The 25,242-nt window shown below is 62.8% G+C and carries 27 protein-coding genes; 16 read left to right on the plus strand and 11 right to left on the minus strand.

The window, feature by feature from the left end; translation table 11 throughout:
- The first annotated feature begins 63 nt into the window (after nucleotides 1–63).
- From AC07UB_RS00950 to AC07UB_RS00970, 5 genes are all read left to right on the plus strand, one after another.
- Nucleotides 64–1,284: an ABC transporter substrate-binding protein gene (locus AC07UB_RS00950; protein WP_494652471.1), complete on the plus strand. Its 1,221-nt coding sequence runs from the start codon at nucleotides 64–66 to the stop codon at nucleotides 1,282–1,284.
- A 71-nt stretch (nucleotides 1,285–1,355) separates the two neighbouring features.
- Nucleotides 1,356–2,219 carry a branched-chain amino acid ABC transporter permease gene (locus AC07UB_RS00955; protein WP_492789491.1) on the plus strand — a complete coding sequence of 288 codons (864 nt, stop codon included), beginning with the start codon at nucleotides 1,356–1,358 and terminating at the stop codon, nucleotides 2,217–2,219.
- Nucleotide 2,220: 1 nt separating this feature from the next.
- Complete coding sequence (locus tag AC07UB_RS00960; protein WP_492789489.1) at nucleotides 2,221–3,186, plus strand: branched-chain amino acid ABC transporter permease; 966 nt, start codon at nucleotides 2,221–2,223, stop codon at nucleotides 3,184–3,186.
- A 135-nt stretch (nucleotides 3,187–3,321) separates the two neighbouring features.
- Entirely contained in the window at nucleotides 3,322–3,966 is a 645-nt protein-coding gene (locus AC07UB_RS00965) for a DUF47 domain-containing protein (protein ID WP_494652468.1), read from the plus strand.
- Nucleotides 3,967–3,981: 15 nt separating this feature from the next.
- The gene (locus AC07UB_RS00970; protein ID WP_494652466.1) at nucleotides 3,982–4,992 is read left to right on the plus strand and encodes an inorganic phosphate transporter; all 1,011 of its coding nucleotides are present in this window, start codon (nucleotides 3,982–3,984) and stop codon (nucleotides 4,990–4,992) included.
- A gap of 13 nt (nucleotides 4,993–5,005) precedes the next feature.
- Here the strand turns inward: AC07UB_RS00970 and sugE are convergent, their stop codons facing one another.
- Nucleotides 5,006–5,320: a quaternary ammonium compound efflux SMR transporter SugE gene (sugE, locus tag AC07UB_RS00975; protein ID WP_494652464.1), complete on the minus strand. Its 315-nt coding sequence runs from the start codon at nucleotides 5,318–5,320 to the stop codon at nucleotides 5,006–5,008.
- 160 nt (nucleotides 5,321–5,480) lie between these two features.
- On the opposite strand from sugE, the gene AC07UB_RS00980 reads away from it, so the two are divergent.
- Both AC07UB_RS00980 and AC07UB_RS00985 read left to right on the plus strand, forming a co-directional pair.
- Nucleotides 5,481–7,100 carry a peptide chain release factor 3 gene (locus tag AC07UB_RS00980; protein WP_494652462.1) on the plus strand — a complete coding sequence of 540 codons (1,620 nt, stop codon included), beginning with the start codon at nucleotides 5,481–5,483 and terminating at the stop codon, nucleotides 7,098–7,100.
- A gap of 241 nt (nucleotides 7,101–7,341) precedes the next feature.
- Nucleotides 7,342–7,743: a UCP034077 family protein gene (locus tag AC07UB_RS00985; RefSeq protein WP_494652460.1), complete on the plus strand. Its 402-nt coding sequence runs from the start codon at nucleotides 7,342–7,344 to the stop codon at nucleotides 7,741–7,743.
- A gap of 55 nt (nucleotides 7,744–7,798) precedes the next feature.
- Here AC07UB_RS00985 and AC07UB_RS00990 read toward each other — a convergent pair whose 3' ends face one another.
- Both AC07UB_RS00990 and AC07UB_RS00995 read right to left on the minus strand, forming a co-directional pair.
- Nucleotides 7,799–8,272, minus strand: coding sequence for an SRPBCC family protein (locus tag AC07UB_RS00990; protein ID WP_494652459.1), 474 nt, complete (start codon nucleotides 8,270–8,272; stop codon nucleotides 7,799–7,801).
- Nucleotides 8,273–8,294: 22 nt separating this feature from the next.
- Nucleotides 8,295–9,272 (minus strand): Bug family tripartite tricarboxylate transporter substrate binding protein, encoded by a 978-nt coding sequence (locus AC07UB_RS00995; protein ID WP_494652457.1) that lies wholly within the window; start codon nucleotides 9,270–9,272, stop codon nucleotides 8,295–8,297.
- Between the two features lie 167 nt (nucleotides 9,273–9,439).
- On the opposite strand from AC07UB_RS00995, the gene AC07UB_RS01000 reads away from it, so the two are divergent.
- Nucleotides 9,440–10,024: an NnrU family protein gene (locus tag AC07UB_RS01000; protein WP_494652455.1), complete on the plus strand. Its 585-nt coding sequence runs from the start codon at nucleotides 9,440–9,442 to the stop codon at nucleotides 10,022–10,024.
- 3 nt (nucleotides 10,025–10,027) lie between these two features.
- The gene (panB, locus tag AC07UB_RS01005) at nucleotides 10,028–10,876 is read left to right on the plus strand and encodes a 3-methyl-2-oxobutanoate hydroxymethyltransferase (RefSeq protein ID WP_492789470.1); all 849 of its coding nucleotides are present in this window, start codon (nucleotides 10,028–10,030) and stop codon (nucleotides 10,874–10,876) included.
- Nucleotides 10,877–10,960: 84 nt separating this feature from the next.
- Here panB and AC07UB_RS01010 read toward each other — a convergent pair whose 3' ends face one another.
- On the minus strand, nucleotides 10,961–11,227 hold the full coding sequence (locus AC07UB_RS01010) for a hypothetical protein (RefSeq protein WP_492789468.1): 267 nt from the start codon (nucleotides 11,225–11,227) through the stop codon (nucleotides 10,961–10,963).
- Nucleotides 11,228–11,427: 200 nt separating this feature from the next.
- On the opposite strand from AC07UB_RS01010, the gene AC07UB_RS01015 reads away from it, so the two are divergent.
- The 4 genes from AC07UB_RS01015 (at nucleotide 11,428) to der (ending at nucleotide 14,631) form a co-directional block, all read left to right on the plus strand.
- Entirely contained in the window at nucleotides 11,428–11,871 is a 444-nt protein-coding gene (locus AC07UB_RS01015) for a helix-turn-helix transcriptional regulator (protein WP_494652453.1), read from the plus strand.
- Nucleotides 11,872–12,008: 137 nt separating this feature from the next.
- A complete protein-coding gene (locus AC07UB_RS01020) occupies nucleotides 12,009–12,662 on the plus strand; it encodes a tetratricopeptide repeat protein (RefSeq protein WP_494652451.1) in 654 nt (217 codons plus the stop codon).
- 11 nt (nucleotides 12,663–12,673) lie between these two features.
- The gene (locus tag AC07UB_RS01025) at nucleotides 12,674–13,216 is read left to right on the plus strand and encodes a hypothetical protein (protein WP_494652449.1); all 543 of its coding nucleotides are present in this window, start codon (nucleotides 12,674–12,676) and stop codon (nucleotides 13,214–13,216) included.
- Nucleotides 13,217–13,233: 17 nt separating this feature from the next.
- The gene (der, locus tag AC07UB_RS01030; protein WP_494652447.1) at nucleotides 13,234–14,631 is read left to right on the plus strand and encodes a ribosome biogenesis GTPase Der; all 1,398 of its coding nucleotides are present in this window, start codon (nucleotides 13,234–13,236) and stop codon (nucleotides 14,629–14,631) included.
- A 178-nt stretch (nucleotides 14,632–14,809) separates the two neighbouring features.
- Here der and AC07UB_RS01035 read toward each other — a convergent pair whose 3' ends face one another.
- Together AC07UB_RS01035 and AC07UB_RS01040 are read right to left on the minus strand one after the other, a co-directional pair.
- Nucleotides 14,810–15,208 (minus strand): DUF2147 domain-containing protein, encoded by a 399-nt coding sequence (locus tag AC07UB_RS01035; RefSeq protein WP_492789459.1) that lies wholly within the window; start codon nucleotides 15,206–15,208, stop codon nucleotides 14,810–14,812.
- A 260-nt stretch (nucleotides 15,209–15,468) separates the two neighbouring features.
- Nucleotides 15,469–16,212 carry an SDR family NAD(P)-dependent oxidoreductase gene (locus AC07UB_RS01040; RefSeq protein WP_494652445.1) on the minus strand — a complete coding sequence of 248 codons (744 nt, stop codon included), beginning with the start codon at nucleotides 16,210–16,212 and terminating at the stop codon, nucleotides 15,469–15,471.
- Between the two features lie 332 nt (nucleotides 16,213–16,544).
- Here AC07UB_RS01040 and AC07UB_RS01045 point away from each other — a divergent pair, with 332 nt between their 5' ends.
- On the plus strand, nucleotides 16,545–17,195 hold the full coding sequence (locus AC07UB_RS01045) for a PilZ domain-containing protein (protein ID WP_492789455.1): 651 nt from the start codon (nucleotides 16,545–16,547) through the stop codon (nucleotides 17,193–17,195).
- 149 nt (nucleotides 17,196–17,344) lie between these two features.
- Nucleotides 17,345–17,857, plus strand: coding sequence for a GNAT family N-acetyltransferase (locus tag AC07UB_RS01050; RefSeq protein ID WP_492789454.1), 513 nt, complete (start codon nucleotides 17,345–17,347; stop codon nucleotides 17,855–17,857).
- Nucleotides 17,858–17,970: 113 nt separating this feature from the next.
- Here AC07UB_RS01050 and purF read toward each other — a convergent pair whose 3' ends face one another.
- The 3 genes from purF to radA form a co-directional block, all read right to left on the minus strand.
- Entirely contained in the window at nucleotides 17,971–19,488 is a 1,518-nt protein-coding gene (purF, locus tag AC07UB_RS01055; protein ID WP_492789453.1) for an amidophosphoribosyltransferase, read from the minus strand.
- A gap of 43 nt (nucleotides 19,489–19,531) precedes the next feature.
- Nucleotides 19,532–20,176, minus strand: coding sequence for a CvpA family protein (locus tag AC07UB_RS01060; protein WP_492789452.1), 645 nt, complete (start codon nucleotides 20,174–20,176; stop codon nucleotides 19,532–19,534).
- Between the two features lie 254 nt (nucleotides 20,177–20,430).
- Nucleotides 20,431–21,876 (minus strand): DNA repair protein RadA, encoded by a 1,446-nt coding sequence (gene radA, locus AC07UB_RS01065; RefSeq protein WP_492789451.1) that lies wholly within the window; start codon nucleotides 21,874–21,876, stop codon nucleotides 20,431–20,433.
- Between the two features lie 238 nt (nucleotides 21,877–22,114).
- Here radA and AC07UB_RS01070 point away from each other — a divergent pair, with 238 nt between their 5' ends.
- Nucleotides 22,115–23,221, plus strand: coding sequence for an NHL repeat-containing protein (locus AC07UB_RS01070; RefSeq protein WP_492789450.1), 1,107 nt, complete (start codon nucleotides 22,115–22,117; stop codon nucleotides 23,219–23,221).
- A gap of 51 nt (nucleotides 23,222–23,272) precedes the next feature.
- On the opposite strand, the gene cnbZ is transcribed toward AC07UB_RS01070, so the two are convergent.
- Nucleotides 23,273–24,016 carry a 2-amino-5-chloromuconate deaminase CnbZ gene (cnbZ, locus tag AC07UB_RS01075; RefSeq protein ID WP_492789449.1) on the minus strand — a complete coding sequence of 248 codons (744 nt, stop codon included), beginning with the start codon at nucleotides 24,014–24,016 and terminating at the stop codon, nucleotides 23,273–23,275.
- Nucleotides 24,017–24,061: 45 nt separating this feature from the next.
- Complete coding sequence (alr, locus tag AC07UB_RS01080) at nucleotides 24,062–25,222, minus strand: alanine racemase (protein WP_494652440.1); 1,161 nt, start codon at nucleotides 25,220–25,222, stop codon at nucleotides 24,062–24,064.
- Nucleotides 25,223–25,242 lie beyond the last annotated feature (20 nt).

Consider the following 25,242-nt stretch of genomic DNA (forward strand, 5'->3'; position numbering starts at 1 on the left):
TATCAAGACCAGTTATCGAGTAACAACAAACGCCGCTAACAGGCGGCATCCAGGAGGAAGACAATGAAGAAAACGATTTCAACGCTGATGCTGGGCACCGCGCTGGTGTTTGGTGCGGCCACCGGCGCTTTCGCGCAGGACAAGAACGTCAAGATCGGCGTGTTGAGCGATCAGTCAGGTCTTTATGCGGACATCGGCGGCCCGGGCTCGGTCCTGGCAGCCCAGATGGCTGTTGAAGATTCCGGCCTGAACAAGAAGGGCTGGAAAATCGAAGTCGTCGCCGGCGATCACCAGAACAAGCCGGACATCGGCGTCAGCGTCGCGCGTCAGTGGATTGACGTAGACAAGGTCGACGTCATTTCCGACGTTCCCACATCGTCGGTCGCGCTCGCAGTCAACAATCTGGTGAAAGAGAAGAACATCATCTTCCTGAATTCGGGTGCAGGCACCTCGGATCTGTCGAACGCTCAGTGCTCGCCGAACACCATTCACTGGACCTACGACACCTACATGCTCGCCCACGGAACGGGTTCGGCGCTGACAAAGGCCGGCGGCGATACGTGGTTTTTCCTGACGGCAGACTATGCATTCGGCTCCGCGCTCGAGCGTGACACGACTGCGGCAGTGACGGCGCTGGGCGGCAAGGTGGTTGGCGGCGTTCGTCACCCGCTGAACTCGTCTGACTTCTCGTCGTTCCTGCTTCAGGCACAGTCGTCGAAAGCCAAGGTGATCGGCCTTGCCAACGCGGGCGGTGATACCATCAACGCCATCAAGCAGGCGTCCGAGTTCGGCATCGTCAAGGGAGGGCAGAAGCTCGCCGGGCTGTTGATGTTCATCTCCGACGTGCATGCTCTCGGTCTGAACGTCGCGCAGGGTCTGAACATGACCGAAACCTTTTATTGGGATTTGAATGACGGAACGCGCGCGTTCTCGAAGCGCTTTGCCGAGCGCATGAAGAACAAGGCAATGCCGACCATGGTGCAGGCCGGCGTGTATTCTTCCATCATCCACTATCTGAAGGTCCTGGAGAAGGAAGGCGGCAATTCGCATGACGGCGCAAAGATCGTCGCTGCGATGAAGGGAATGCCGGTCGACGATCCGCTGTTCGGCAAGGGCTCGATCCAGCCGAACGGCCGCAATCTGCACCCGGCCTACCTGTTCGAGGTGAAGTCGCCTGCCGAATCCAAGGGACCTTGGGATTACTACAAGACGGTCGCCACGATTCCCGCCGATCAGGCGTTCACGCCGCTCGACAAGAGCACCTGTGCGCTTCTGAAGAAGTAATCGCGATCGCCCGGCGGCTTCACGCCGCCGGGCATCCATTCAACACGGTTTAGTGCGCGCGAGAGAATACGATGCAAGCCCTGTACGCCCAGCTTCTGGTCGGATTGATCAACGGCTCGTTCTACGCGCTGCTCAGCCTTGGGTTGGCCGTGATCTTCGGCATGCTCAACATCATCAACTTCGCGCACGGCGCGCTCTACATGATGGGCGCGTTCGTCGCGTACTTCCTGCTGAACCTTGCGGGCATCAACTACTGGTGGGCGCTGATCCTGGCGCCGATCATTGTCGGCGGTTTCGGCATCCTGCTCGAGCGCACGATGCTGCAATGGCTGACCGGCCTCGATCATCTGTACGGTTTGCTGCTGACGTTCGGCATGGCGCTGGTCATTCAGGGCGTGTTCCAGAATTATTTCGGATCGTCCGGGTTGCCCTATGCCATTCCCGATCTTCTCAAGGGCGGCGTCAATCTCGGCTTCATGTACCTGCCGATCTATCGCGGCTGGGTCGTGATCTTCTCGCTGATCGTCTGCATCGCGACCTGGTACATGATCGAGCGGACGCGGCTTGGCGCATACCTGCGCGCCGCGACGGAAAATCCGACGCTGGTGCGCGCCTTCGGCATCAACGTGCCGCGCATGATCACGCTGACCTACGGCCTCGGCGTCGGCCTTGCGGCGCTGGCCGGTGTGCTGTCCGCGCCGATCAACCAGGTGCGCCCGCTGATGGGCGCGGATCTCATCATCGTCGTGTTCGCGGTCGTCGTGATCGGCGGCATGGGATCGATCATGGGCTCGATCATCACTGGCTTCACGCTCGGGGTGATCGAGGGTCTGACCAAGTATTTCTATCCCGAGGCATCCAACACCGTGGTCTTCGTGCTGATGGTGCTGGTGCTGCTTGTGAAGCCAACGGGACTGACGGGACGGGCGAACTGACATGGCAACAATCACCGACAACGCCGTTCCCGTGAAGGGCCGCACCGCCGACGAGATGATCGCCTTCGTCATCATGGCGGGGTTGCTGGCCATCGTGCCGCTGACGGGCATCTATCCTTACTTCGTGATGCAGGCATTGTGCTTTGCGCTGTTCGCCTGCGCTTTCAATCTTCTGATCGGTTACAGCGGCCTGCTGTCGTTCGGTCACGCCATGTTCCTCGGCACGGCGGGCTACGTGACCGCGCATGCGCTGAAGGTCTGGGGCGTGTCGCCCGAGATCGGTATCATTCTGGGTGTCGTTGCTTCATGCGCGCTGAGCGTCATCACCGGACTGATCGCCATCCGCCGGCAGGGCATCTACTTCGCGATGATCACGCTGGCGTTGTCGCAGTTGCTGTTCTTCATCTACCTTCAGACGCCCTTCACCCACGGCGAAGACGGCATCCAGGGCATTCCGCAGGGCATGATGTTCGGCATCTTCGACCTGTCGAAGGCGACGACGCTCTATTACGTGGTCCTCGTGATCTTCCTGCTCGGCTTCCTGCTGATCTACCGGGCCATCAACTCGCCGTTCGGCGAAGTCCTCAAATCGATCCGCGAGAACGAGCAGCGCGCCATCTCGCTCGGCTACAAGACCGACCAGTACAAGTTCCTGGCTTATGTCCTGTCCGGCAGCCTGGCGGGTCTTGCCGGTGCGGTGAAGGTGTTCGTGGCGCAGAACGCATCGCTGACCGACGTGCACTGGACCATGTCCGGCGAAGTCGTGCTGATGACGCTGGTCGGCGGGCTCGGCACCGTCTTCGGTCCCGTGGTCGGGGCCTTCGTGATCATCGCCATGCAGCAGTATCTGGCGGGCTTCGGGCAGTGGGTCACCGTGATCCAGGGCGCGATCTTCGTGATCTGCGTGCTGACCTTCCGCCGCGGCGTCATCGGCGAAATCGCTCATTTCTTCAAGCGATCGCTGTAACCCCAAGATCTTCCTGACCTTCTTCCCCGGATAAACCAGTGGATGACCGGCGCTTTGACGCTGGTCTTCCACTGTTGGCCCGCGAAACGGTTTATGACAGATAAGTGACATCTGCTGTCATGCCGGAGAACGATGATGCTTGGCTGGTTTCGTAGGTTGCTACCGAGGGAGGAACGGTTCTTCGATCTGTTCGCCCGGCACTCCCAATCGGTCGTGCTGGGTGCGGAGGCGCTCGAAGGGATGTTGCGCGGCGGCGAGGAAACGCCGGTCTATTGCCAGCGCGTCAATCAGTTCGAGAACGACGCCGATCAGGTCACCCGTGAAGTGCTCACGGCGGTACGGCGGACTTTCATCACGCCGTTCGATCGCGGCGACATCAAGAACCTGATCACCGCGATGGACGACGCGATCGACCAGATGCAGCAGACGGCGAAGGCCGTCATGCTATTCGAGGTGCGGATTTTCGAGCCGCCGATGCGCGAGATCGGCAGCATCCTCGTCCAGTGCGCGAACCTCGTCGGCCGCGCGTTGCCGCTGATGCAGGCGATGGGCGAGAACGTCACGACGCTGACGGCGCTGACCGAGGAAATCACGCGGCTCGAAGGCCGCGTCGACGACCTGAACGACATCGGTCTCAAGGAATTGTTCATCAAGCACCGCGACGGCAACACGATGGACTTCGTGGTCGGCGCTGAAATCTACAAGCATCTGGAAAAGGTCGCCGATCGCTTCGACGACGTGGCGAACGAAATCAACAGCATCGTGATCGAACAAGTTTAAGGTCAGGATCGCACAGTGGACGCCTCGCTCGCTTTCCCAATCCTGGTCGGGTTGATCATCGTCGCGCTGCTGTTCGATTTTCTGAACGGATTGCACGACGCCGCCAACTCCATCGCGACAATCGTGTCGACCCGTGTGCTGCGTCCGCAATACGCGGTGGCGTGGGCGGCGTTTTTCAACTTCATTGCGTTCGCGGTATTCGGACTTCACGTCGCGCAGACTATCGGCACCGGCATCATTCACCCCGAGGTGATCGACGCGCAGGTGATTTTTGCCGCGCTGATCGGTGCGATCGTCTGGAATCTGGTGACCTGGGGGCTCGGCATGCCCTCCAGCAGTTCGCACGCGCTGATCGGCGGATTGCTCGGCGCGGGCATGGCCAAGGCCGGACTTTCGGTCGCCGTGTGGGGCGGCCTGTCGAAGACGCTGCTTGCCATCGTGCTGTCGCCGCTGGTCGGCTTCCTGCTGGCGCTGGCGTTGACGGCCATCGTGTCATGGGCCTCGGTGCGGTCGACGCCGTTCGCCGTCGATCGCGCGTTCCGGATTCTGCAGTTCGTTTCGGCTTCGATGTATTCGCTCGGTCACGGCGGCAACGACGCGCAGAAGACCATGGGGATCATCGCGGTGCTGCTGTACTCGCAGGGCCATCTCGGCTCCGAATTCAGTGTGCCGTTCTGGGTGGTGCTGTCGTGTCAGGCGGCGATGGCGCTAGGCACACTGATGGGCGGCTGGCGCATCGTACGCACCATGGGGCTGCGCATCACCAAGCTCAATCCGATGCAGGGATTCTGTGCGGAGACCGGCGGAGCGGTGACGCTGTTCATGGCGACATGGCTCGGCGTGCCGGTGTCCACCACGCACACCATCACCGGAGCCATCGTCGGCGTCGGCACGGCTCGCCGCGCCTCCGCCGTACGCTGGAACGTGGCGAGCTCCATTGTGTGGGCGTGGATCTTCACGATCCCGGCCGCGGCGCTGGTCGCCGCCGCGACCTACTATGCGGTGACGCTGGCTGGCTGGCGCTGACGCGCGTTGGGCGTTACGCGACGACCTTGAGGCCGATGATTCCCGCGACCATCAGTCCGATGCAGACGAGCCTTACAACGGCGGCCGGTTCGCCCAGCAGCCAGATGCCGAGCAGGGCGGTTCCCACCGTGCCGATGCCGGTCCAGACCGCGTAAGCGGTGCCGACAGGCAAGGTCTTGAGCGAGAGGCCGAGCAGGGCGACGCTCGCGATCATGCTGCCGACGGTCAGAACGGTCGGCATCAGTTTCGTGAAACCATCGGTGTATTTCAGGCCGATGGCCCAGCCAATTTCAAGCAAACCCGCAACGAACAGCATTGTCCAAGCCATGGCTTAGAACCTCCATAGCAGGGCCGTCCCTGCGGATATGTCTGTGAAACGAGGCCGTCCTCGCGATTTGAATATGGCTCAAGTCATCGAAGGATGCAAGTGCATGGACTTCTGAATCTCCCTTGATCCTGCCGCGTTTCCCTGCCACACGCTCGCCATCATGTCCGACACCGCCATCGCCGCCGAGTCGCCGCCGCTCACGCCGCTTGCCGAAGAAGTGGCGCGTCGTCGCACGTTCGCGATCATCTCCCATCCCGACGCCGGCAAGACCACGCTGACCGAAAAGCTGCTGCTGTTCGGCGGCGCGATCAATCTCGCGGGTCAGGTCAAGGCCAAGGGCGAACGGCGCAACACGCGCTCCGACTGGATGAAGATCGAGCGCGACCGCGGCATCTCCGTCGTCACGTCCGTGATGACCTTCGAGTTTCAGAACCTCGTGTTCAACCTGCTCGACACGCCGGGCCATGAGGACTTCTCGGAAGACACCTATCGCACGCTGACCGCGGTCGATTCCGCCGTCATGGTGATCGATGCGGCGAAAGGCATCGAGGCGCGCACGCTGAAGCTGATCGAGGTTTGCCGTCTGCGCGACATCCCGATCATCACCTTCGTCAACAAGATGGACCGCGAGAGCCGCGACGTGTTCGATCTGCTCGACGAGATCGAGAAGACGCTGGCGCTCGATACCACGCCGATCAACTGGCCGGTGGGCCGCGGCCGCGACTTCATGGGCACCTATGACATCGAAACCGGTGGCATCCGTCTGCTGGAGGGCGGCGGCGCCAAGACCGGTGCGGCCGAGAAGATCGAGATTTCCGATTTGGCCGGACGCAATGCCAATCTCGATGCCGGCGAGATCGCCGACGAACTCGAACTGGTGAAGGAAGCCTCGAAGCCGTTCGACCTGCAGTCGTTCCGCGAGGGCCACATGACACCGGTCTATTTCGGCAGCGCGCTGCGCAATTTCGGCGTCGGCGATCTCCTGGAAGGCCTCGGCCGTTTCGCGCCGTCGCCGCGCGCGCAGGACGCCGACAAGCGCAAGGTCGAAGCCGACGATCCGAAGATGAGCGCCTTTGTCTTCAAGATTCAGGCGAACATGGACCCGAACCATCGCGACCGCATCGCGTTCGCGCGGCTGTGCTCGGGCAAGCTGACGCGCGGCATGAAGGCCAAGCTGGTGCGCACCGGCAAAAACATGAGCCTGTCGTCGCCGCAGTTCTTCTTCGCGCAGGACCGCGCTATCGCGGACGAAGCCTATGCCGGCGACGTGGTCGGCATTCCCAATCACGGCACGCTGCGGATCGGCGACACGCTGACCGAAGGCGAGGACCTCAATTTCGTCGGCGTGCCGTCGTTCGCGCCGGAAATCCTGCGCCGCGTGCGGCTGACAGACGCGATGAAGGCCAAGAAGCTGAAGGAAGCCTTGCAGCAGATGTCGGAGGAGGGCGTCGTGCAGGTGTTCCGTCCGCGCGACGGCGCGCCCGCGCTGGTCGGCGTGGTCGGATCGTTGCAGCTCGACGTGCTGAAGGCGCGGCTCGACGCGGAATACTCGTTGCCGGTGGATTTCGAGGTCAGCGAATTCCAGCTCGCGCGCTGGATTTCGTCGGAGGATCGCAAGAAGCTCGAGACATTCGTCTCAGCCAACGGCTCCGGCGTCGCCGACGACGTCGACGGCGATCCGGTATTCCTCGCCAAGAACCAGTTCTATCTCGATTACACCCGCGAGCGCGCCGAGGGCATCGTGTTCTCGAGCATCAAGGACGTGAAGAAGAAGGCTTGAAGTCGCAATTGCCGTTGAGGCCTGCATGTCACGATGCACATGGATTGCGTTCATGTTTGCGGCGGCCATGTTCCGGGCAGAGGCAAGCCTTGCTTTGGACAATCAGCGCAGCGGCGCTTCGCAGATTTCACGTCCATTGAGCGGCATAAGACCGAGCGGACTGCGTGAATCGCGCTCCTTCTGCAATTCGATCCGTTACGGCCCATGCGTCCCCAGGGCGGGTTACTTTCTCGGCGATACGTTGCAACTCACGGTCCTCAGCAAGCCGGGCCAAAAGGACGCCGCAAACTACATCAAGCCTGATCGCGACCTGAACACCATCGAGGATTTGTTCACGGCCCTTCGTGCCTGCTGGACGTCGCCGTCGTCGGACGAGGCGCGCGAAGGAACGGAGATGTCGGTCAGGTTCTCCCTCAAGCGGGATGGGCGCCTGATTGGGCCGCCTCGCATGACGTATGTAACAGGCGGAGTGTCGGCGCATACACGCGATGTCTATTTCAGTTCGATCACCGCGTCGCTCGATGCTTGCGTCCCATTTGCGCTGACAAAGGGATTCAGCAATGCCATTGTCGGGCAGCCGATCATGATCCGTTACATCGACAATCGCCCGCTCAAGCCGGACAGCCCGCCGCAGCAGCCTTGAACCTTTTGCGGAGCCTTGCGACCCACACTCCTTTGCTTAACATCCTGCTGCGTTGTTACGCGTGAGGCGTTGAGCCCGTCCGCTTCTCCACATGAGCCTTGATATTTCCCAAGCCCACCGCGGCCTCCGCGTCCATTGCCGCGATCTGCTCGTCGGTCGGAAGCTTCTTGCGCGCCGGGTTGCGCAGGGTGCGGGTAAACTTCGTGCCGCCACTCACGTCCTCGCAGGTGTACTGCACGACGATCGGGCCGATGAAGTCGGTTTCCGCCTGCACGATCCAGAGCTTCGGAGAAACGGAGGCGCGCACGATCCAGTTCAGCGAGACCTCGCCGGAACGGATGTGCCATTTCTCGTGAAACAGCTCGCCGGTCTCGAGCGGGCGATTGGCGCTGTCGATATGATGCGACGCCGCCAGCCATTCCGGCCAGGATTGCGGATTGGTGACGTAATCGAACACCGCCTTCGCGGGGGCTGCGATGACGATGTTGTGGCTGCGCTCGAAGGCGACGGTGGTTTTTTCTTCTGTCATTGCGCGTTGCTCCCGTCGCTGTCTAGTTGATCCGGATGTCGCCGCGCTTGATGACATCGGACCACAACTTGATCTCGGCGTCCATGCGCGCGCGCAGGGCTGCCGGAGTCGAGGGCGTTGGCTCAATCATCTGCGTCTCAAGCCGTTCGCGCACGCTCGGCCGGGTCAGCGCGTCATGCACCTCATCGTTGATCTGCGCGATAATCGCGGGCGGCGTGCCGGCCGGCGCGATCAGCGCATTCCATGCGTCGGACTCCACATCGATGCCGGACTCTTTCAGTGTTGGAACGTTCGGCAGGAAGCGTGAGCGCTGTGCGGTCGCGACCGCGAGAATTTTGACCTGACCGCTCGCGAGCTGCGGCGTCACCGCGATGGCGGGCAGGCACGCAGCCTGCACGTCGCCGCGGATCACGGCAGTGACAGCCTGCGGCGATCCGCCGTAGGGAATATGAATCATGGACGCGCCTGCGCGCTGCGCGACGGCTTCCATCGTGAGATGCGACAGCGAACCGGCCCCGATCGAACCGAACGCGAGTTTTGCGCCGTCGCGTTTCAATGCGGCGATAAACTCCGCGACTGTGCTGACATTCAGGCTCGCAGGCACCACCAGCACGCTCGGCAACGATGTCAGCATCGTCACCGGTGCGATGTCCCTGGCCGGATCGTAGGGCAGCTTCGAGAACAGCAGCGTGTTAATGGCGAGCGGGCCGCCGAGGCTGACGCCGAATGTCGCGCCGTCGGGGGCTGACTTGGCGACAGCGTCCGTTCCGATGTTGCCGCCGGCGCCGGGCTTGTTCTCGACGATGAAACTCGCGCCGGGATGGCGGGCCTGAAGATCGTCGGCGACGATCCGGCCCACCAGATCGGGCGTCGAACCGGGCGCATAGGGCACCACGATTTTCACGACTTTGGGCGGCCAGACCGGGTCCGCGGCCTGGACGTTCGCGGGCATGGCTGCCGCGAGGGACAGCGTCAATCCGGCAATTGCAAGAGATTTCATGAGGCTGGGAAGGATTGGAGCGGGGTTGCAATGCGGAAGCGGCATTGCGCGCCGCACCCTAAAAATGATACCCGGGCACAGCGCGGACGAACCCTAGCAGGACCGGCGCGCGGTTGGAAACGCTTCGAAAAAGCCGTTACCTGCGGGACAGCGGGGAGAGTGGCACCATGGGCTTGTTGATCCTGATCGCGGGACTGGCGCTGTTTCTAGGCGTCCATACGCTGACCACGTTGCGCGGTCCGCGCGCGGCCGTGATCGCGCGGTTGGGCGAGAGCGGTTACAAGATTTTCTACACGCTGGTCTCGTTCGCGGGGCTTGCGTTGATCGTCTGGGGCTTTAGCGCCTATCGCGCGACGGGCTGGATCAATGTCTGGCATCCGCCGGTTGCCATGCGGCACATCGCGCTGGCGCTGATGCTGCCCGCGGTCATCATGGTGGTGGCGTCCTACATTCGCGGGCGCATCTACACCACGCTGAAACATCCGATGCTGGCCGGCGTGAAGCTCTGGGCGCTGCTGCACCTTCTGGCGAACGGCGACCTCGGCTCGATCATCCTGTTCGGGTCCGTTCTTGCATGGGCCGTGTACGACCGCATTTCCCTGAAGCGACGTGAGGATCCCGGCGCGCCGCCGATTCCTGTCGGCGGGGTCGGCAACGATCTGATCGCGATCGCGGTCGGCGTCGTGGTCTACGCCGCGCTGGCGTTCGCATTCCATCCTCTCGTGATCGGCGTCCCTGTGATTGGAGTTTAAGACATGTCCGTACAGACAGCGGTGAAACGCAAAACCGCGCCAGACATTTTCAAACGCAAGGGCGGCGAGCCTATCGTGATGCTGACGTCGTATCACGCGCATACGGCGGCGCTGGTGGATCAGTATTGCGACATCATTCTTGTGGGCGACTCGCTTGGCAACGTGATGCACGGTTTCGAGACCACCGTTCCGGTCACCCTCGACATGATGATCCTGCAAGGCCACGCGGTGATGCGCGGGTCGAAGCAGGCGCTGGTCGTGGTCGATATGCCGTTCGGGTCCTATGAGGCCTCGAAGGAGCAGGCGTTTCATTCCGCCGCGCGCGTGATGAAGGAAACCCATTGCGGCGCCGTGAAAATGGAAGGCGGCGTGCGCATGGCGGAGACCATCGAGTTTCTGACCACGCGCGGTATTCCGGTGATGGGCCACATCGGTCTCACGCCGCAGTCGATCAACACGCTCGGCAGCTTCAAGTCGCAGGGCAGGGACGAAGCCATCAAGATCGCTGCGGGCGAAAACGGCAGCGGTCCGTTTCAGGACGACGCGAAGGCGGTGGCGCAGGCCGGTGCGTTCTCGATGGTGGTGGAAGCGGTGGCTGAACCGCTGGCGCGCCGCATCACCGAAATTGTCTCCGTCCCGACAATCGGCATCGGCGCAAGTGCCGCGTGCGATGGCCAGGTGCTGGTGCTCGAAGACATGCTCGGCCTGTCGCCGTGGGTGCCGAAATTCGTCAAACGCTTCGGCAATCTCGGGCCGGGCATCGAGCAGGCTATTCAGGAGTACGCGAAGGACGTTCGGTCCCGCGCGTTTCCGGGGCCGGAGCATGTCTACGGCATCAAGCCGAAAGCCTGAGACGGCGCAGGACAGATGCAGACGGCATAAAGCCCGGCGCGAGGGCCGGGCTTTATGCGTGATTTCGAATTGAGAAAGGCGAGCTTACGAAGGGCGGCTGAGCTGCTCTTCAGTCACGATCCGCTCGATATTCTCTGTCTTGCTTCGGATGCGGTATCGCAGACGCCCGTCGGCCTCGATCGGCATGCGGCCGATGATGGTATAGACGTCGGACCGGACCTTGTCGGCGCGGCCTTGCGGTCCCTGGCTTTGGTGATGAACGTCGTCGTTGATCGAGAAGTTGTGGGCCATGGTGTCTCCAATGAGCGTCTTGTAGTGAGTGGGCGCTCGCGAAGCAACAAAATACGTCATCGCGGGATCTTTTTTTCGCCGGAAGCGATTGAAAAGACAGTGCTATATTCAACCACCGCATGGGAGCCTTTGCCCCGTCGCGAAGGCCCCGCGGGCAATTTAATCCAGCCACCCGTATGAGTTGATTTGAACCGGTTCTGACCGCCCGGCGACCTACCTTTGGGGGGCGGATTGCGCCCCGTTGCGGGGATGGGTGTCGCATGGACGGCTATTTTTCGATCGATCGGGCTCCAAGAATAAACGCGATCAAGTCCTATATTCTCGACCAGATCGCCAATCCGGATTTGTGTCTCGCCGACATCGCTGCCCAGCAGGGCATCTCCTCAAGCTATGTCCGGAAGCTCTTCGCGGCCGAAGGGACCAAATTCACCGCCTACGTTCTGGAAACTCGCCTCCAGAACGTCTGCCGGATGCTGACCGACCCTGACGCTCGCATTCATTCCGTCAGCGCCATCGCGGCGACATGCGGCTTCAACGATGTCTCGTATTTCAATCGGGCGTTCCGCAAACGCTATGGCTGCACGCCGTCCGATCTGCGGTCCGGGCGTGGACCTTTATCGGCGACAACCGGTGTGCCACCCCAACGGCACGGCCTTGATGCCGGGCTGGCTGCTGCCGCCAAAACCGGGACCGATCAGTGTTAACGCTCTGATCCGGCTGGCTTTGCCTTGCGGTCGCCATACCGGTACTGTATCGCCGCCATCATATCGGGGACGCCGCGCAGGCTGCGCGGCTGATGGCGCTTCACAGATTTTCAAAAACTGCCGGGCGGGACGTATAAGTGTCTGAAATATTTAATGAAATCGATGAGGACCTGCGCCGCGAAAAGCTCAAGCAGCTTTGGGAGCGTTATTCGTTCCTGATCGTGGGCGCCGCGATTCTGATCGTCGCCGCCGTCGGCGGCTGGCGCGGCTACCAGTATCTCGAGGCGAAGAAAGCCGCCGAGGCCGGGTCGGCGTTCGAGGCTGCGGTCGCATTGTCCGAGCAAGGCAAGAGCGCCGAAGCCGAGGCTGCCTTTGCCAAAATCGCCGTCGATGGATCGAGGGGCTATCGCGGGCTGGCGCGGCTGCGCGCCGCTGCGCAGGCCGCCACACGCGATCCGCAGGCCGCCGCGAAGCTCTATGACGCCATTGTCGCCGACGCCAGCGTTTCGGCGACGGAGCAGGATCTCGCGCGTATTCGCGCGGCGGGACTGCTGATGGAGACCGAGCCCTACGCGGCCATGCTCAAGCGCCTTGAGCCGGCCGCCGGCGAGGGGCGGACCTATCGCCACACCGCGCGCGAACTTCTCGCGCTGTCGGCCTATCGCACCAACGACGCGCCCGCTGCGCGGCAGTGGCTGGACATGATCGGCAACGATGCGCGCACGCCGCCCAGCATGCGCAGCCGCGCCGAGGCGCTGCAGGCCTTGCTGCCACCCGCAGCGAAAAGCTGAGCGAGACACCGATGCGCCGCCCGCAACGCCTGATTGCCGCCACCGTTCTCGCAGCGATTTCACTCGCGCTTGTGGGCTGCTCCAGCAGCAGCTTCGACCCGACCGACATGATGGATTGGTTCGATACCAAGAAGAAGCTGCCCGGCGACCGCAAGCCCGTTTTCCCCGAAGGCGTTCCCGGCGTCGAGCAGGGCGTGCCGAAGGATCTCTACCGAGGCGCGCAGCAGCAGCCGGATCAGCCCCCGGTCGCCGAAACTCCGCCGCCGGCGCCTGAGCCGAAAGCAAGATCGCGAAAGTCGAGCCCGAAATCCGCTGCGCGTTCCGCCCCGGCGGCAGCACCAGCCGAACCGGACGCCGCACCGGAGTCCGATGAAGGCGTCGCCGCCGCCCCTCCGGCGCCACCGCCAGCCAAACGCAAGCGGACGAGCATCACCGCGCCGCCGCCGGATTCGCAGCCGCAGCAGGCTCAGCCTCGCCAGCCTGCGCCGCCACCGCAGCAGCAATCCTCATCTCCGTTCCCGGCTCCGCTGCCGAGCGGGGGCTTTGCCCGCTAAGGGCGAACGGATCAGACATGCCTTTCACTATCGCGATCATTGGCCGGCCGAACGTCGGCAAATCGACGCTGTTCAACCGCCTGGTTGGGCAGAAGCTCGCGCTTGTCGATGATCAGCCGGGCGTGACGCGCGACCGGCGTGAAGGCGACGGACGTCTCGGCGACCTCGAATTCACCCTCATCGATACCGCAGGCCTTGATGAAGGCCCGAAGGGCTCGCTGACCGCGCGGATGCAGGAGCAGACCGAGACGGCCATCGCGTTGGCCGATGCGCTGATGTTCGTGATCGACGCGCGCGCAGGCCTGACGCCGAACGATCGCGCCTTTGCCGATTTCGCGCGGCGCGCCAACAAGCCGGTGGTGCTCGTCGCCAACAAGAGCGAAGGCAAGGCCGGCGAGGCCGGAGCGATGGAGGCTTATGCGCTCGGGCTCGGCGATCCGATTCCGATTTCCGCAGAGCATGGTGAAGGCCTCAGCGATCTCTACGACGCGCTGCGCGTTCTGATGCCGGAGCCGGTCGATACGGACGATGAAGAAGACGATCCGGACACGTTCGAGAACGTCGATGGCGACGATGAAACCCTGTCCACCCGTCCGATCCGGGTCGCGGTTCTCGGACGACCCAACGCGGGCAAGTCGACGCTGATCAACTATTTGCTTGGCGAAGAACGTCTGCTGACAAGCGCTGAGGCCGGGACGACGCGGGATTCGATTGCCGTCGATGTCACATGGAACGGCCGCGAGTTTCGTGTGTTCGATACCGCCGGTCTGCGCCGCCGCTCGCGCATCGAGGACAAGCTGGAAAAGCTGTCCGTCTCCGATGCGCTGCGCGCCGTGCGGTTCGCCGAAGTCGTCGTGCTGATGATGGATTCGCAGAACAAGTTCGAGGAGCAGGATCTGCGGCTCGCGGACCTGATCGAGCGCGAAGGCCGTGCCATCGTGATCGCCGTCAACAAATGGGATTTGATGGACCGCGCGCCGAGCCAGATCGCGAAGCTGCGCGAAGATGCCGATCACTTGCTGCCGCAGGTGAAGGGGATGCCGGTGGTGGCGGTCTCGGGCATGATGGGCGAGGGCATCGACCGGCTGATGACCGCGATCCAGGACGCTTATGCGGTCTGGAACAGGCGCGCCTCGACGGCGTCGCTCAACCGCTGGTTCGAGCAGGCCATCGAGAACAATCCGCCGCCGGCGGTGTCGGGGCGGCGGCTCAAGCTCAACTACATCACACAGACCAAGGCGCGGCCGCCAAGCTTCGTGGTGTTCTGTTCGCGCGCCGACGCCGTTCCGGAATCCTATCTGCGCTATCTCGTCAACAGCCTGCGCGGGTTCTTCGAATTGCCCGGTACGCCGATCCGCATCACGCTGCGCGAGAAGGTCAATCCGTTCGCGCACAAGCGCAGGCGTCCGTCGTAGGCGCGGACGCACACAACCCTGTTCCAGCGGGTCAAAAGCAAAAGCCCGGCGCGAAGCCGGGCTTTAAGTTTTTTGCAGTCGCGCGAGAAATCAGAACGCGCTGAAGTGACGGTTCAGGCCGGCGCGAATGATGTGACCGGTATTCCTGTAGCTGAAAACGCCGGCTTCATGCGGAGGATCAGTTCGCCCGCGTCCACGTGGTCGACTTGCAGATCATTCCGCCCATGGCGCATCCCGCTGTCGTCAGCGTGCTGCCCGAGAGAGACATCTTGCCGGAATAGGTCTTGCCGTCTTCCGGATTGAACGCGGAGCCTTTCCACGCATCCGTGCCGTCCGGTTTCATGTCGTAGAAAATGCGCTGACCGACTTTTGCGGGTGTCTCGACACCGGGCTTGAGCCAGACGAGCGATCCGCAATATGCGCCGCCGCCGCACGGTCCGATCTTGACGCGCGAAGCGCCGGTGTCACGCAGCCATGTCCCGCTCGGGTCGCCTGCAAATGCCGACGACGTTGCCAGCGCGAATCCGGCCACGGTCAGTCCTGCAAGCAAACCCGATTTTATAAATCCTGATTTCATTGTGTCCCCTCCATTGCCCGCCTCTTCGTGCTGGCTTTCGCAAAGGGAGCAGGACGACAATTATGTGTCAATCGGCCCGTCGCGGGCGCGCTGTTGTGCGACCTTCTCACCGGTTGCGTTGGCGCGAATATTGCTGATGATTACGCGCCGTCCATTTACTCCAGTTTTTGGACGGTGACCCCATTCGGCTGGGGGTCTGGCCGCCAGTTTCGCTTTGTGAAACTGGCGGCTTTTGATTGCCGCAAACGGAGTGCTGCCGTTCAGGTCAACGGTGACTGAAATTGCATCAGCTTCTTCGAGGGGTAGTCAAAACACTTGCCCGTCTCGGTCCATGACGGCGCGCACATCGGCACGATGAGTTCGGCGACCTGTTCGGGCGTATCGAGGATCATCGGGTCCTCACCCGGCATCACGGTGGCGCGCATACGGGTGCGGATCGGTCCCGGACTGAACAGATTGACGCGAAGCGGCGTCGTCGCGGTCTCATTAGCCCACACCCGCACCAGCGCATCGAGCGCCGCCTTGGAGGCAGCATAAGGCCCCATGTAGGCGGTCGCCTTGTGAGCGATGCCGGAGGTGATGAACACCGCGCGTCCGGCGTCGGATTTTTGCAGCAGCGGCTCCATGCAGCGGATCAACTGGAAATTCGCGGTCACGTTGACCGCCATCGCAGTGTCCCAGAGTTTGGGATCGAGGTGACCGAGCGGCGTCGATGTGCCCGCGACGCCGGCGTTGCCGATGAGGATGTCGAGCTTGCCGTGGCGTTCGTGCAGCGCCGCAACAAGACGGGCGATGCCGTCGCTATCCGTGATGCTCAGCGGCACCAGCGTTGCGGTGCCGCCGTCCTTGCGGATGGCGTCGTCGAGTTCTTCGAGGCCGCCCTGGGTCCGCGCCACGGCCACGACATGCGCGCCGGCCCGCGCCAGCGCCCGCGCCGTGGCGTAGCCGATGCCGCGCGATGCGCCGGTGACGAGAGCGATGCGGGAGGTGAGGGATTTGGTCATGGAAAACGGCCTGAGTTTTCCTCACTCCGCTTGCGGAAAGAGGGTGGTCTGGCGCGACAACGGCGCGCCGGGTGAGGGGCTGCTATCGCATAATGATGCGTATGAATAAACCCGTGCGGGCTGCCTATTGCCAAGGCCTGCGGGGCGATCCGCCTCTCTCAACAGGCGGGCATGGGCGCCTGAGCCGTCAGCTTGTTCGCAATTTATCTCAAATTGAGCGCAAATTCCCAAACCCTTGATAACCGCAGGAAAAGACGCGCCCCACGCGTTATTCCTTCGTAAAACAACGCATACTAAGGCGTAGGGATTACCGTCATTCGAGGGATCCCATCGTGTCGGTCAAAGAATTTCTCCAGCAGCGCACCGTCAAGATTGCAGTCGGCGGAAATTATACGCTTGCAAACTGGTTCGATCCGCAGGGGCAGCCCCGCACCTTCGCGTGCCGGACAACCCGCATTTCACCCTTCCGGATGATGGTCGAGGTGCCGGTGGTCGGCAAGGTAGGCGATCGCCTCACGTCATACTTCCGCGATTTTGGCAGGTTCGATGGCCGGATCAGCGACACCATTACCGGCGGCTTTCTGGTCGAACTGGAGATGATCCAGTCGATGCGCGAGAAGCTCGCGGACAAGCTCACGTGGCTGGAAAAGAAGCAGAAAGATCCCAGCATTCCCGACGACAGGAAGGGTGCGCGCATCATCCCGGAAAGTCCGCATTCGACGTTGACACTGGCCGACGGCAACATTCATGAGTGCTTTGTCATCGACATGTCGGTCTCTGGTGCGGCGATCTCCGCTCAGCTGCAGCCCGAGATCGGAACGCCGCTGGCCGTTGGCGCCTGCGTTGGCCGCGTGGTCAGGCTTTTGCCCGATGGCTTCGCAGTCAAGTTTGTCGAACCGCAAAACCGCAACGATCTCGATCGGCTCGTCATTCGGCCCATGCTGCCGCCTGTAGCCGGCCGTTTGAAAGTTGCACGACGCTGACGCGGACATCCACCAACGTTGCCGGGTCGATACTTCAGGTTGCTGTGTCTGCTTGAACGAAATAGCCAGGACAAGCTGGCCATGACGGGCACGGCTCATCACCAGTAGCGTGCTGGCGACGAGCGGGGTCTTCATGATAAACGGCGGCCATGAGCCCGGACGATCCATCCGCCGGACAATGGCGTCACATGAAAGACCGCGACCTCGCGGCGGTCGGCGCCGTCGCCGCGCGCGTTCATCCGGCCTATCCGGAGGATGCCGCAGTCTTCGCCGAACGCTTGGCGTTGTATCCCGACGGCTGCCGGGTATTCGAACAGGGCGCGCGCATCGCGGCCTATGTGGTCAGTCATCCCTGGCGGTATCGCGAGCCGCCTGCGCTGAACATGCTGCTCGGCGGGCTGCCGCCGAAACCTTCGACCTTCTATATCCACGATCTCGCGCTTGCACCTGACCTCAGGGGAGCGGGTGCGGGGGCTGACGTGGTTGCAGCGCTGGCGACCTGTGCCCGCGCTGCGGGATTGCCGACCATGTCGCTGATCGCCGTGAATGGATCGATCGGGTTCTGGCAGCGTCAGGGCTTCAGCGTGATCGCAGAGCCGTCGCTGGCGGAGAAATTGCGCAGCTATAGCGACGACGCGCAGTTCATGGCGCGGGATTTGTAGCGAGGGACTGCTGTGGCCTCGAGGCCATCAGGTTGGTGCGCTCTACGAGCGCCACGGTGTGACTCGCGCGAACGCTTCCGTTGCAACCGGCGTATCCGCGAGAGTTTCCGGATTTAGCTCGCTTCCGCCAGCAGCGACAATTGCCTTGGCTGCGGTTCGACCTGGGTCTGATCGGTGAGATGCGTGGGGTAGGCGCCGGTGAAGCAGTGATCCGAGAACTTCGGATTGGCCGGGTCGCGCGCCGGCTCGCCCATGGCGCGGTACATGCCGTCGATCGACAGGAACGCCAGCGAATCCGCGCCGATGATGTCGCGCATTTCTTCCAGCGTATGGGTCGCAGCGAGAAGCCCGCCGCGGTCCGGCAGGTCGATGCCATAGTAATCGGGATGCACGATCGGTGGCGAGGCGAGGCGGAAATGCACTTCCTTCGCGCCGGCATCGCGCATCATGCGCACGATCTTCTTGGAGGTGGTGCCGCGCACCAGTGAATCGTCGATCAGGATAATCCGCTTGCCTTCGATGGCGGCGCGGTTCGCCGAATGCTTCATGCGCACGCCGAGTTCGCGCACGCTCTGCGTCGGCTGGATGAAGGTGCGGCCGACATAGTGATTGCGGATGATGCCGAGTTCGAACGGCACGCCGGAGTGCTGGCTGTAACCGACCGCGGCGGGAACGCCGGAATCCGGTACCGGCACCACGACATCCACATCGACGTGGCTCTCGCGCGCAAGCTGTGCGCCGAACGCCTTGCGGACTTCATAAACCGAGCGGCCGCCGACGATGGAATCGGGTCGTGCGAAATAGATGTATTCGAAGATGCAGGGGCGGGGCGGCTGCGGCGGGAACGGCTTGTGGCTTTCCTTGCCTTGTTCGTCGAACACGATGACTTCGCCGGGCTCGATGTCGCGCAGGTACCGCGCGCCGATGATGTCGAGCGCGCAGGTTTCCGACGCGAGAATGGGACAGCCGTCGAGTTCACCCAGCACCAGCGGGCGGATGCCGAGCGGATCGCGCGCGCCGATCAGCTTCTTGTTGGTGAGCGAGACCAGCGCATAGGCGCCCTCGATGGCGCGCAGGGCTTCGATGTAGCGCTCGATGAAACGGCCGCGCTTGGACTGCGCGACCAGATGCAGGATCACCTCGGTGTCGGTGGTCGACTGCATCATCGCGCCGTGGCGGACGAGTTCACGCCGAAGGGTGAGACCGTTGGTGAGGTTACCGTTGTGGGCGACGGCGAATCCGCCGGCGTTCAGTTCGGCGAACAGCGGCTGCACGTTGCGCAAAATGGTTCCGCCGGTGGTGGAGTAGCGGACGTGGCCGACGGCGGTATTGCCGGGGAGGCGCGCGATGACTTCAGCGCGGGAGAAGGTGTCGCCGACGAGGCCGAGCCGTCGTTCGGAATGGAAGCGGCCGCCGTCGAAGGAGACGATGCCTGCGGCTTCCTGGCCGCGATGCTGGAGGGCGTGAAGACCGAGCGCGGTGATGGCGGCGGCGTCGGGATGACCGAAGATGCCGAACACGCCGCATTCCTCGCGGAGCGTGTCGCCGTTCAGATCCTTGTCGAGATCCCAATCCAGGTCGTAGTCGGGTTTTTGGGGCGGGGTGCTCGCATCGCCAGAGGGGTTTTTCATATGTCCACCGCGCCCTTGTGTGAGACAGGATACTAGACGGAGCCTAGCGGCCTGCGGCTTTGCCTTCGATCAGCTGCTTCAGCCCGTCACGGGCCGATTTTCCATACCCGCCGTCGTTCCCCACCGTTGCCGTCGTGCGCGGTTCGGGAGCAGCATCGGTCTGCTCCTCGTCGCCCTTTTTCTTGAACCTCTTCAAGATGGTGTTCTCGGGGTCATCCGGCAAGAGTGACATCAGCCAATCGCCGGTTCCCTGCAACATCACCCGCGACTTGGCGTTACGTACCCATTCGGGCTGTTGTTTGTCCGGGACCAGCCAGGCGAAGAAAAGAAACGCCACAACCATGATCAGCAAGCCGCGGGCGAGCCCGAACAGGAAGCCGAGCGTGCGGTCGAGCGCGCCGATCCGCGAATCCAGGATCATGTCGGAGATGCGCACCGTGATGATCGAGACCACGATCAGCGTGAGGATGAACACACCGGCCACCACGGCGATGGCCGCGACGGTGTCGTTGTTGAAGTAGGTTTTCGCGGTCGGCAGCAGCTTGTTGTAGGCGTAGAGCGTGGTGAGGGCGGCGGCACCCCATGCGGCGATCGACAGGATTTCGCGCATGAAGCCGCGGATCATCGCCAGAAGGCCCGACAACAGCATCACGGCAAGAACGATAATGTCGAGAAGCGTTATCGGCATCGGCTGGTCGGGTCCGCTTTCAGTTTCAAAACCGCGAATCGGGTCGTCGTGCGCCCGGATAGCTGACGGCCATATGGCACGTCCCGCAAGGGCCGGGAACCCGCAAACCCCCGGACATCAACGCCAAAAGAGCATGGCTCCCGATGATCGCCCGTTGCAGTTAACGGACCCTATCGCCGGGGCTGAAACGTCTTGCGAACTGTTGGCCGGGCGCGGGTTATATAGCGTCCGGTCATGCGAGCGTCACGTCGCGTTTAGTCGTCTTCGGGCTTGAATCGGCCCTCTGCGGCAGATTTCCCCGACGCTGTGGCTTTGCGGCCCCTTGCGGCAATGTCTGCGACCAGCGAAGTGAGCGAACCGACGCTGGAGAGGGACATGCCAGCATCACTGCCGCCGCTTTCGCCCCGCGCGGCCTCGGGCAGCATGGCACGGCCGAAGCCGAGCTTGGCGGCTTCCTTGAGCCGGGCGGAGGTCTGCGCCACCGGACGCACCGCGCCTGACAGCGAGATTTCGCCGAAATAGACCGCATCGACCGGCAGCGGCGCGTTGACCAGCGACGACACCAATGCGGCTGCGGCGGCGACATCGGCGGCTGGCTCGTTGATGCGCAGTCCGCCGGCGACATTGAAGTAGACGTCGTAGCCCGACAGCTTGACGCCGCAATGGGCTTCCAGCACTGCCAGCACCATCGAAAGGCGGCTCGAATCCCAACCGACCACCGCGCGCCGCGGCGTGCCGAGCGTGGTCGGGACGACCAGCGCCTGCAGTTCCACCAGCACCGGACGCGTTCCCTCGATGCCGGCGAACACGGCGGTGCCGGGACTGCCGAGATCGCGCTCCGACAGGAACAGTTCGGACGGATTCGACACTTCGCGCAGGCCAAGACCCGTCATCTCGAACACGCCGATCTCGTCGGTGGGGCCGAAACGGTTCTTTACCGCGCGCAGGATTCTGAATTGCTGCGAGCCTTCGCCCTCAAAGCTCAGCACCGCGTCGACCATGTGCTCGACCACGCGCGGGCCAGCAATCTGGCCGTCTTTGGTGACGTGACCGACCAGAATGAGCGCCGCGCCGGACTTCTTGGCGAATCGAATAAGTGCCTGCGCCGAGGCGCGAACCTGCGTCACGGTGCCGGGCGCGGATTCGACGGTGTCGGTCCACATGGTTTGAATCGAGTCGATCACCACGAGGCGGGGAGGCGCGCCTTCGGACAGCGTGGCGATGATGTCCTCGACCGAGGTTTCGGCCGCGAGTTGCACGGCGGCGTCCGCAAGACCGAGACGTTCCGCGCGCAGCCGCACCTGGCCGACGGCTTCTTCGCCGGAGATATAAACCGCGCGATGTCCTGCGCGTGCGAGAAGGCTGGTGGCCTGCGTGAGTAATGTCGATTTGCCGATGCCGGGGTCGCCGGCCATCAGCAGCACCGAGCCGCGCACGAAGCCGCCGCCGGTGACACGATCGAATTCCGCCATGCCCGATGGCAGGCGCGGTGGCGAGGGGCTGGCCCCGGTCAGTGTCTCGAGTTTGAACAGACGGCCCTTGCGCTTGGCGCGCAGGTTGGCGGGAACGGAGATCGCGCCGGTCGGGTCTTCTTCCGACAGCGAGTTCCACTCGCTGCAAGACTCGCACTTGCCCTGCCACTTGTTATGGGCAGCCCCGCAATTCTGGCAGACGAACGAGAGAACTGCGGCGCGGGCCATTGAGGGGTCCTGAGAATCTGGCGGATTTTGTTCTTCTTTTGTTCGATATTTCGGTCGAAAAGTCAATCAAAAATTCCGGTCGCCTTTCGATAGCGGGATACCACCGGATGCGCCTATCCTCCGCCGGTCATCAGAACTGAAGGGAGGCATCGGCTCGTCGTCTGCACCACTCGATAAATCAAACAACGACCGCGCATGACCGGCTCAGCGGCATGACGCGGCAAAAGGGAGTGACGCCATGAAATGGATTGCTGTACTGGCCGGCCTTGTTGTTGCGAGCGCGGTTCATGCCGCCGACGCGCCGAAATTTCAGGTCGACGCGCAATGGCCGAAGCCGCTGCCGAACAACTGGATCATGGGGCAGGCGGCGGGTGTCGCCGTCGATGCACAGGATCATGTGTGGGTGGTGCAGCGTCCGCGCACGCTGACCGACGACGAGAAGGCGGCAAGCTTCACGCCGCCGCGCTCGAAGTGCTGCGTGGCAGCACCTCCGGTGATGGAGTTCGATTCCGACGGCACGCTGATCAAGGCGTGGGGCGGCAAGGGCGACGGCTACGACTGGCCGTTGAACGAGCACGGCATCTATGTGGATGCGAAGGGCTTCGTCTGGCTTGCGGGTAACGGCGAAACCGACGGACAGATTCTGAAATTCACCAGGGACGGCAAGTTCGTCATGCAGATCGGCAAGTCCGGTCCGCAGACCGACAGCAAGGACACGTCGCGGCTCGGGCGCCCGGCCAACATGACGGTCGATGCCGCCGCCAACGAACTCTATGTCGCGGACGGCTACTACAATCACCGCATCATTGTGTTCGACTCGGAGACCGGCGCGTTCAAGCGGATGTGGGGCGCTTACGGCAAGCCGCCGTCCGACGAGAAGGTCGGCCCTTTCGATCCCGCAGCAGCGCCTTCGCAGCAGTTCGCCAATCCGGTGCATTGCGTGCGGATCGCGCAGGACGGGCTGGTGTATGTGTGCGACCGGCAGAACAACCGCATTCAGGTGTTCAAGAAGGACGGCAGTTTCGTCAAGGAGATGTTCGTCGAGAAGGCGACACTGGCGAACGGTTCGGTGTGGGATCTCGAAATCTGGCCGGACGCCGACGAGACTTTCCTCATCAATGCGGACGGCGCCAACAACGAGGTCCGCACGCTGGTGCGCGACAGCGGCGAGATCGTCGGACGCTTTGGCCGCAACGGCCGCATGGCCGGCGACTTCCACTGGATTCACAATCTCGCGCTGGATTCCAAGGGCAACATCTACACGACAGAAGTGGACAACGGGAAACGCGCGCAGAAATTCCTGCTGATCGGCAACATGGTGCTGAAAAAGCGAAGTGTGCAGTAGCTGCGGTCTATCTCTGGAGGCGCATGCGAGAGCGTGTGCCTTCGGATGACGCTATCGCGCGTCGATCACGAGTTCGGTCCGCACGCAGCGGACATCGACCTCGAACTCCATGCCGATCACCGGCGGCCATGCCGGATACCAGGCAAGGCCGAGCTGGCTCACCTTGTATTCGGCGAGCACGCCTTCCAGCAGCGGCCGGATATCGTGGACGGTATAGGCCTGCGCGGCGGTCACGTTCGACCAGTCGCAGCCCAGCGCATCGACACGTTCGCGCAGCGTCTGCATGACGAAGCGTGCTTTCAGATCGAGCCCTTTCAACGACACGTCGCGTCCGCCGAGGACTGCGCCGTCCTTAATCTCCGGAAAGCCGGAGATCACGAAGTCGCCAGACGCGCCGGAGTCCGGAACAGTGTAGGTAAACGCAAAGAACATGGTCTCGGCGGACACCTCGGTGATCGGCGCGAGGTTGCTGCGCGCCAACGGATTGATGTCGCCGGCCTTGCATCCCCATTGATGCAGCGTCTTCAGGTATTCGGCGTTGAAGATCTGAAACTGCTCCCTGGTCACGGCGGCGGGCGAGCGCAGTTCACACGCGGCCAGCGCGGTGACGGGCCGGCCTTCGCGTTCGAGATGTTTCTTGATGAAGGCAAAGCCGTCCGCCATCGGGACCGGACGCAGGAAGCGCACCCGGCGCAACGCGAAGCCCGGCATAGGCGTGACGCCACTTGAAAATGGTCCGCCGGGCGCAACGATGAATCTGTAGTCGCCGGGTTTGAAATCCATCACGTCGGACATCGGTTTATTTCCTGGAGTTGGGCATGATCGTGTCATGCCGCTTGCTTATTCGCCGCCCTTGTAGACGCGCGCGTAGCGCCGCCCAAGGCTGGTCAGCACCTCGTAGCCAATGGTGCCGAAGTGATGCGCGAGTTCGTCTACGGTGATGCCTTCGCCGATCAGCGTCACCATGCCGCCGCGGCGGATGGCATTGGGCGGCAGGCTCGTGACATCGATCGCCATCAGGTCCATCGAGATGCGCCCGGCGATCGGGCAGCGTTGGCCGGCCACGATCGCTTCTGCGCTGCGCACGTTGTCGACGCCGCCCGCCGCGCGGAAATATCCGTCCGCATAGCCGGCGGTGACGATTGCAAGCCGCGTCGGCTGTCGCGCGGTCCACGTGGCGCCGTAACCGACGCTCTCGCCTTTTTCGATGTTGCGAATTTGCGCCACGCGCACCTTGAGGTCGACCACCGGCAGCACCGGCGTGTCGGCTTCCGGCGTCGGATTGACGCCATAGAGCGCGGCACCCGGCCGCACCAGATCGAAATGGAATTGCGATCCGAGAAAGATGCCGGATGAATTGGACAGCGAAGCGGGCACGCCGGAAAACAGCGAGGCGATCTCGCGGAACGCCGCGACCTGCCGCCCGTTGATCGGGTCGCCGAGAACCTCGGCGCTGACGAGGTGGCTCATCACCAGCGCAAAGCCGTGGTTGCCATTCTTGATGCGCGACTCCAGCGCCTGCGCTTCGGTAACCCGGAATCCCAGACGGTTCATGCCAGTGTCGATGTGGATCGCGGCCGGACCCTCCCAGCCGCTGGTCAGGCGGAATGCATCCCATTCCGCGAGTTCGGTGGCGTCGCCGATCACCGGGCGGCAGTCGTACTTCGCATAGAGATCGCCGCAGCCCGGGAAAAACCCGTCGAGCACGTAGATGGCGGAGGTCGGCGTCACCTCGCGCGCGGCGCGGGCTTCATCGAGCGTGGCGACGAAGAATGTCCGGCACCCCGCCTTGACCAGCGCGCGGGTGACCCGCGCGATGCCGCAGCCATAGGCGTCGGCTTTTACAACGGCCGCGCAATCCGCGGGGATGGCCTGGCTGTTGAGCTTGCGCCAGTTGGCGACAATGGCGTCGAGGTCGATGGTCAGGATGCCGGTCGCACTCGCGGCGTTTGCAGCAGTGCTGTCGGCTGTGATGGATTTCGGATCGGAAACGGGAGTCATTGGCCTGCGTCAGGATATGC

This window comes from Afipia sp. GW821-FHT04G03, from assembly GCF_059419985.1.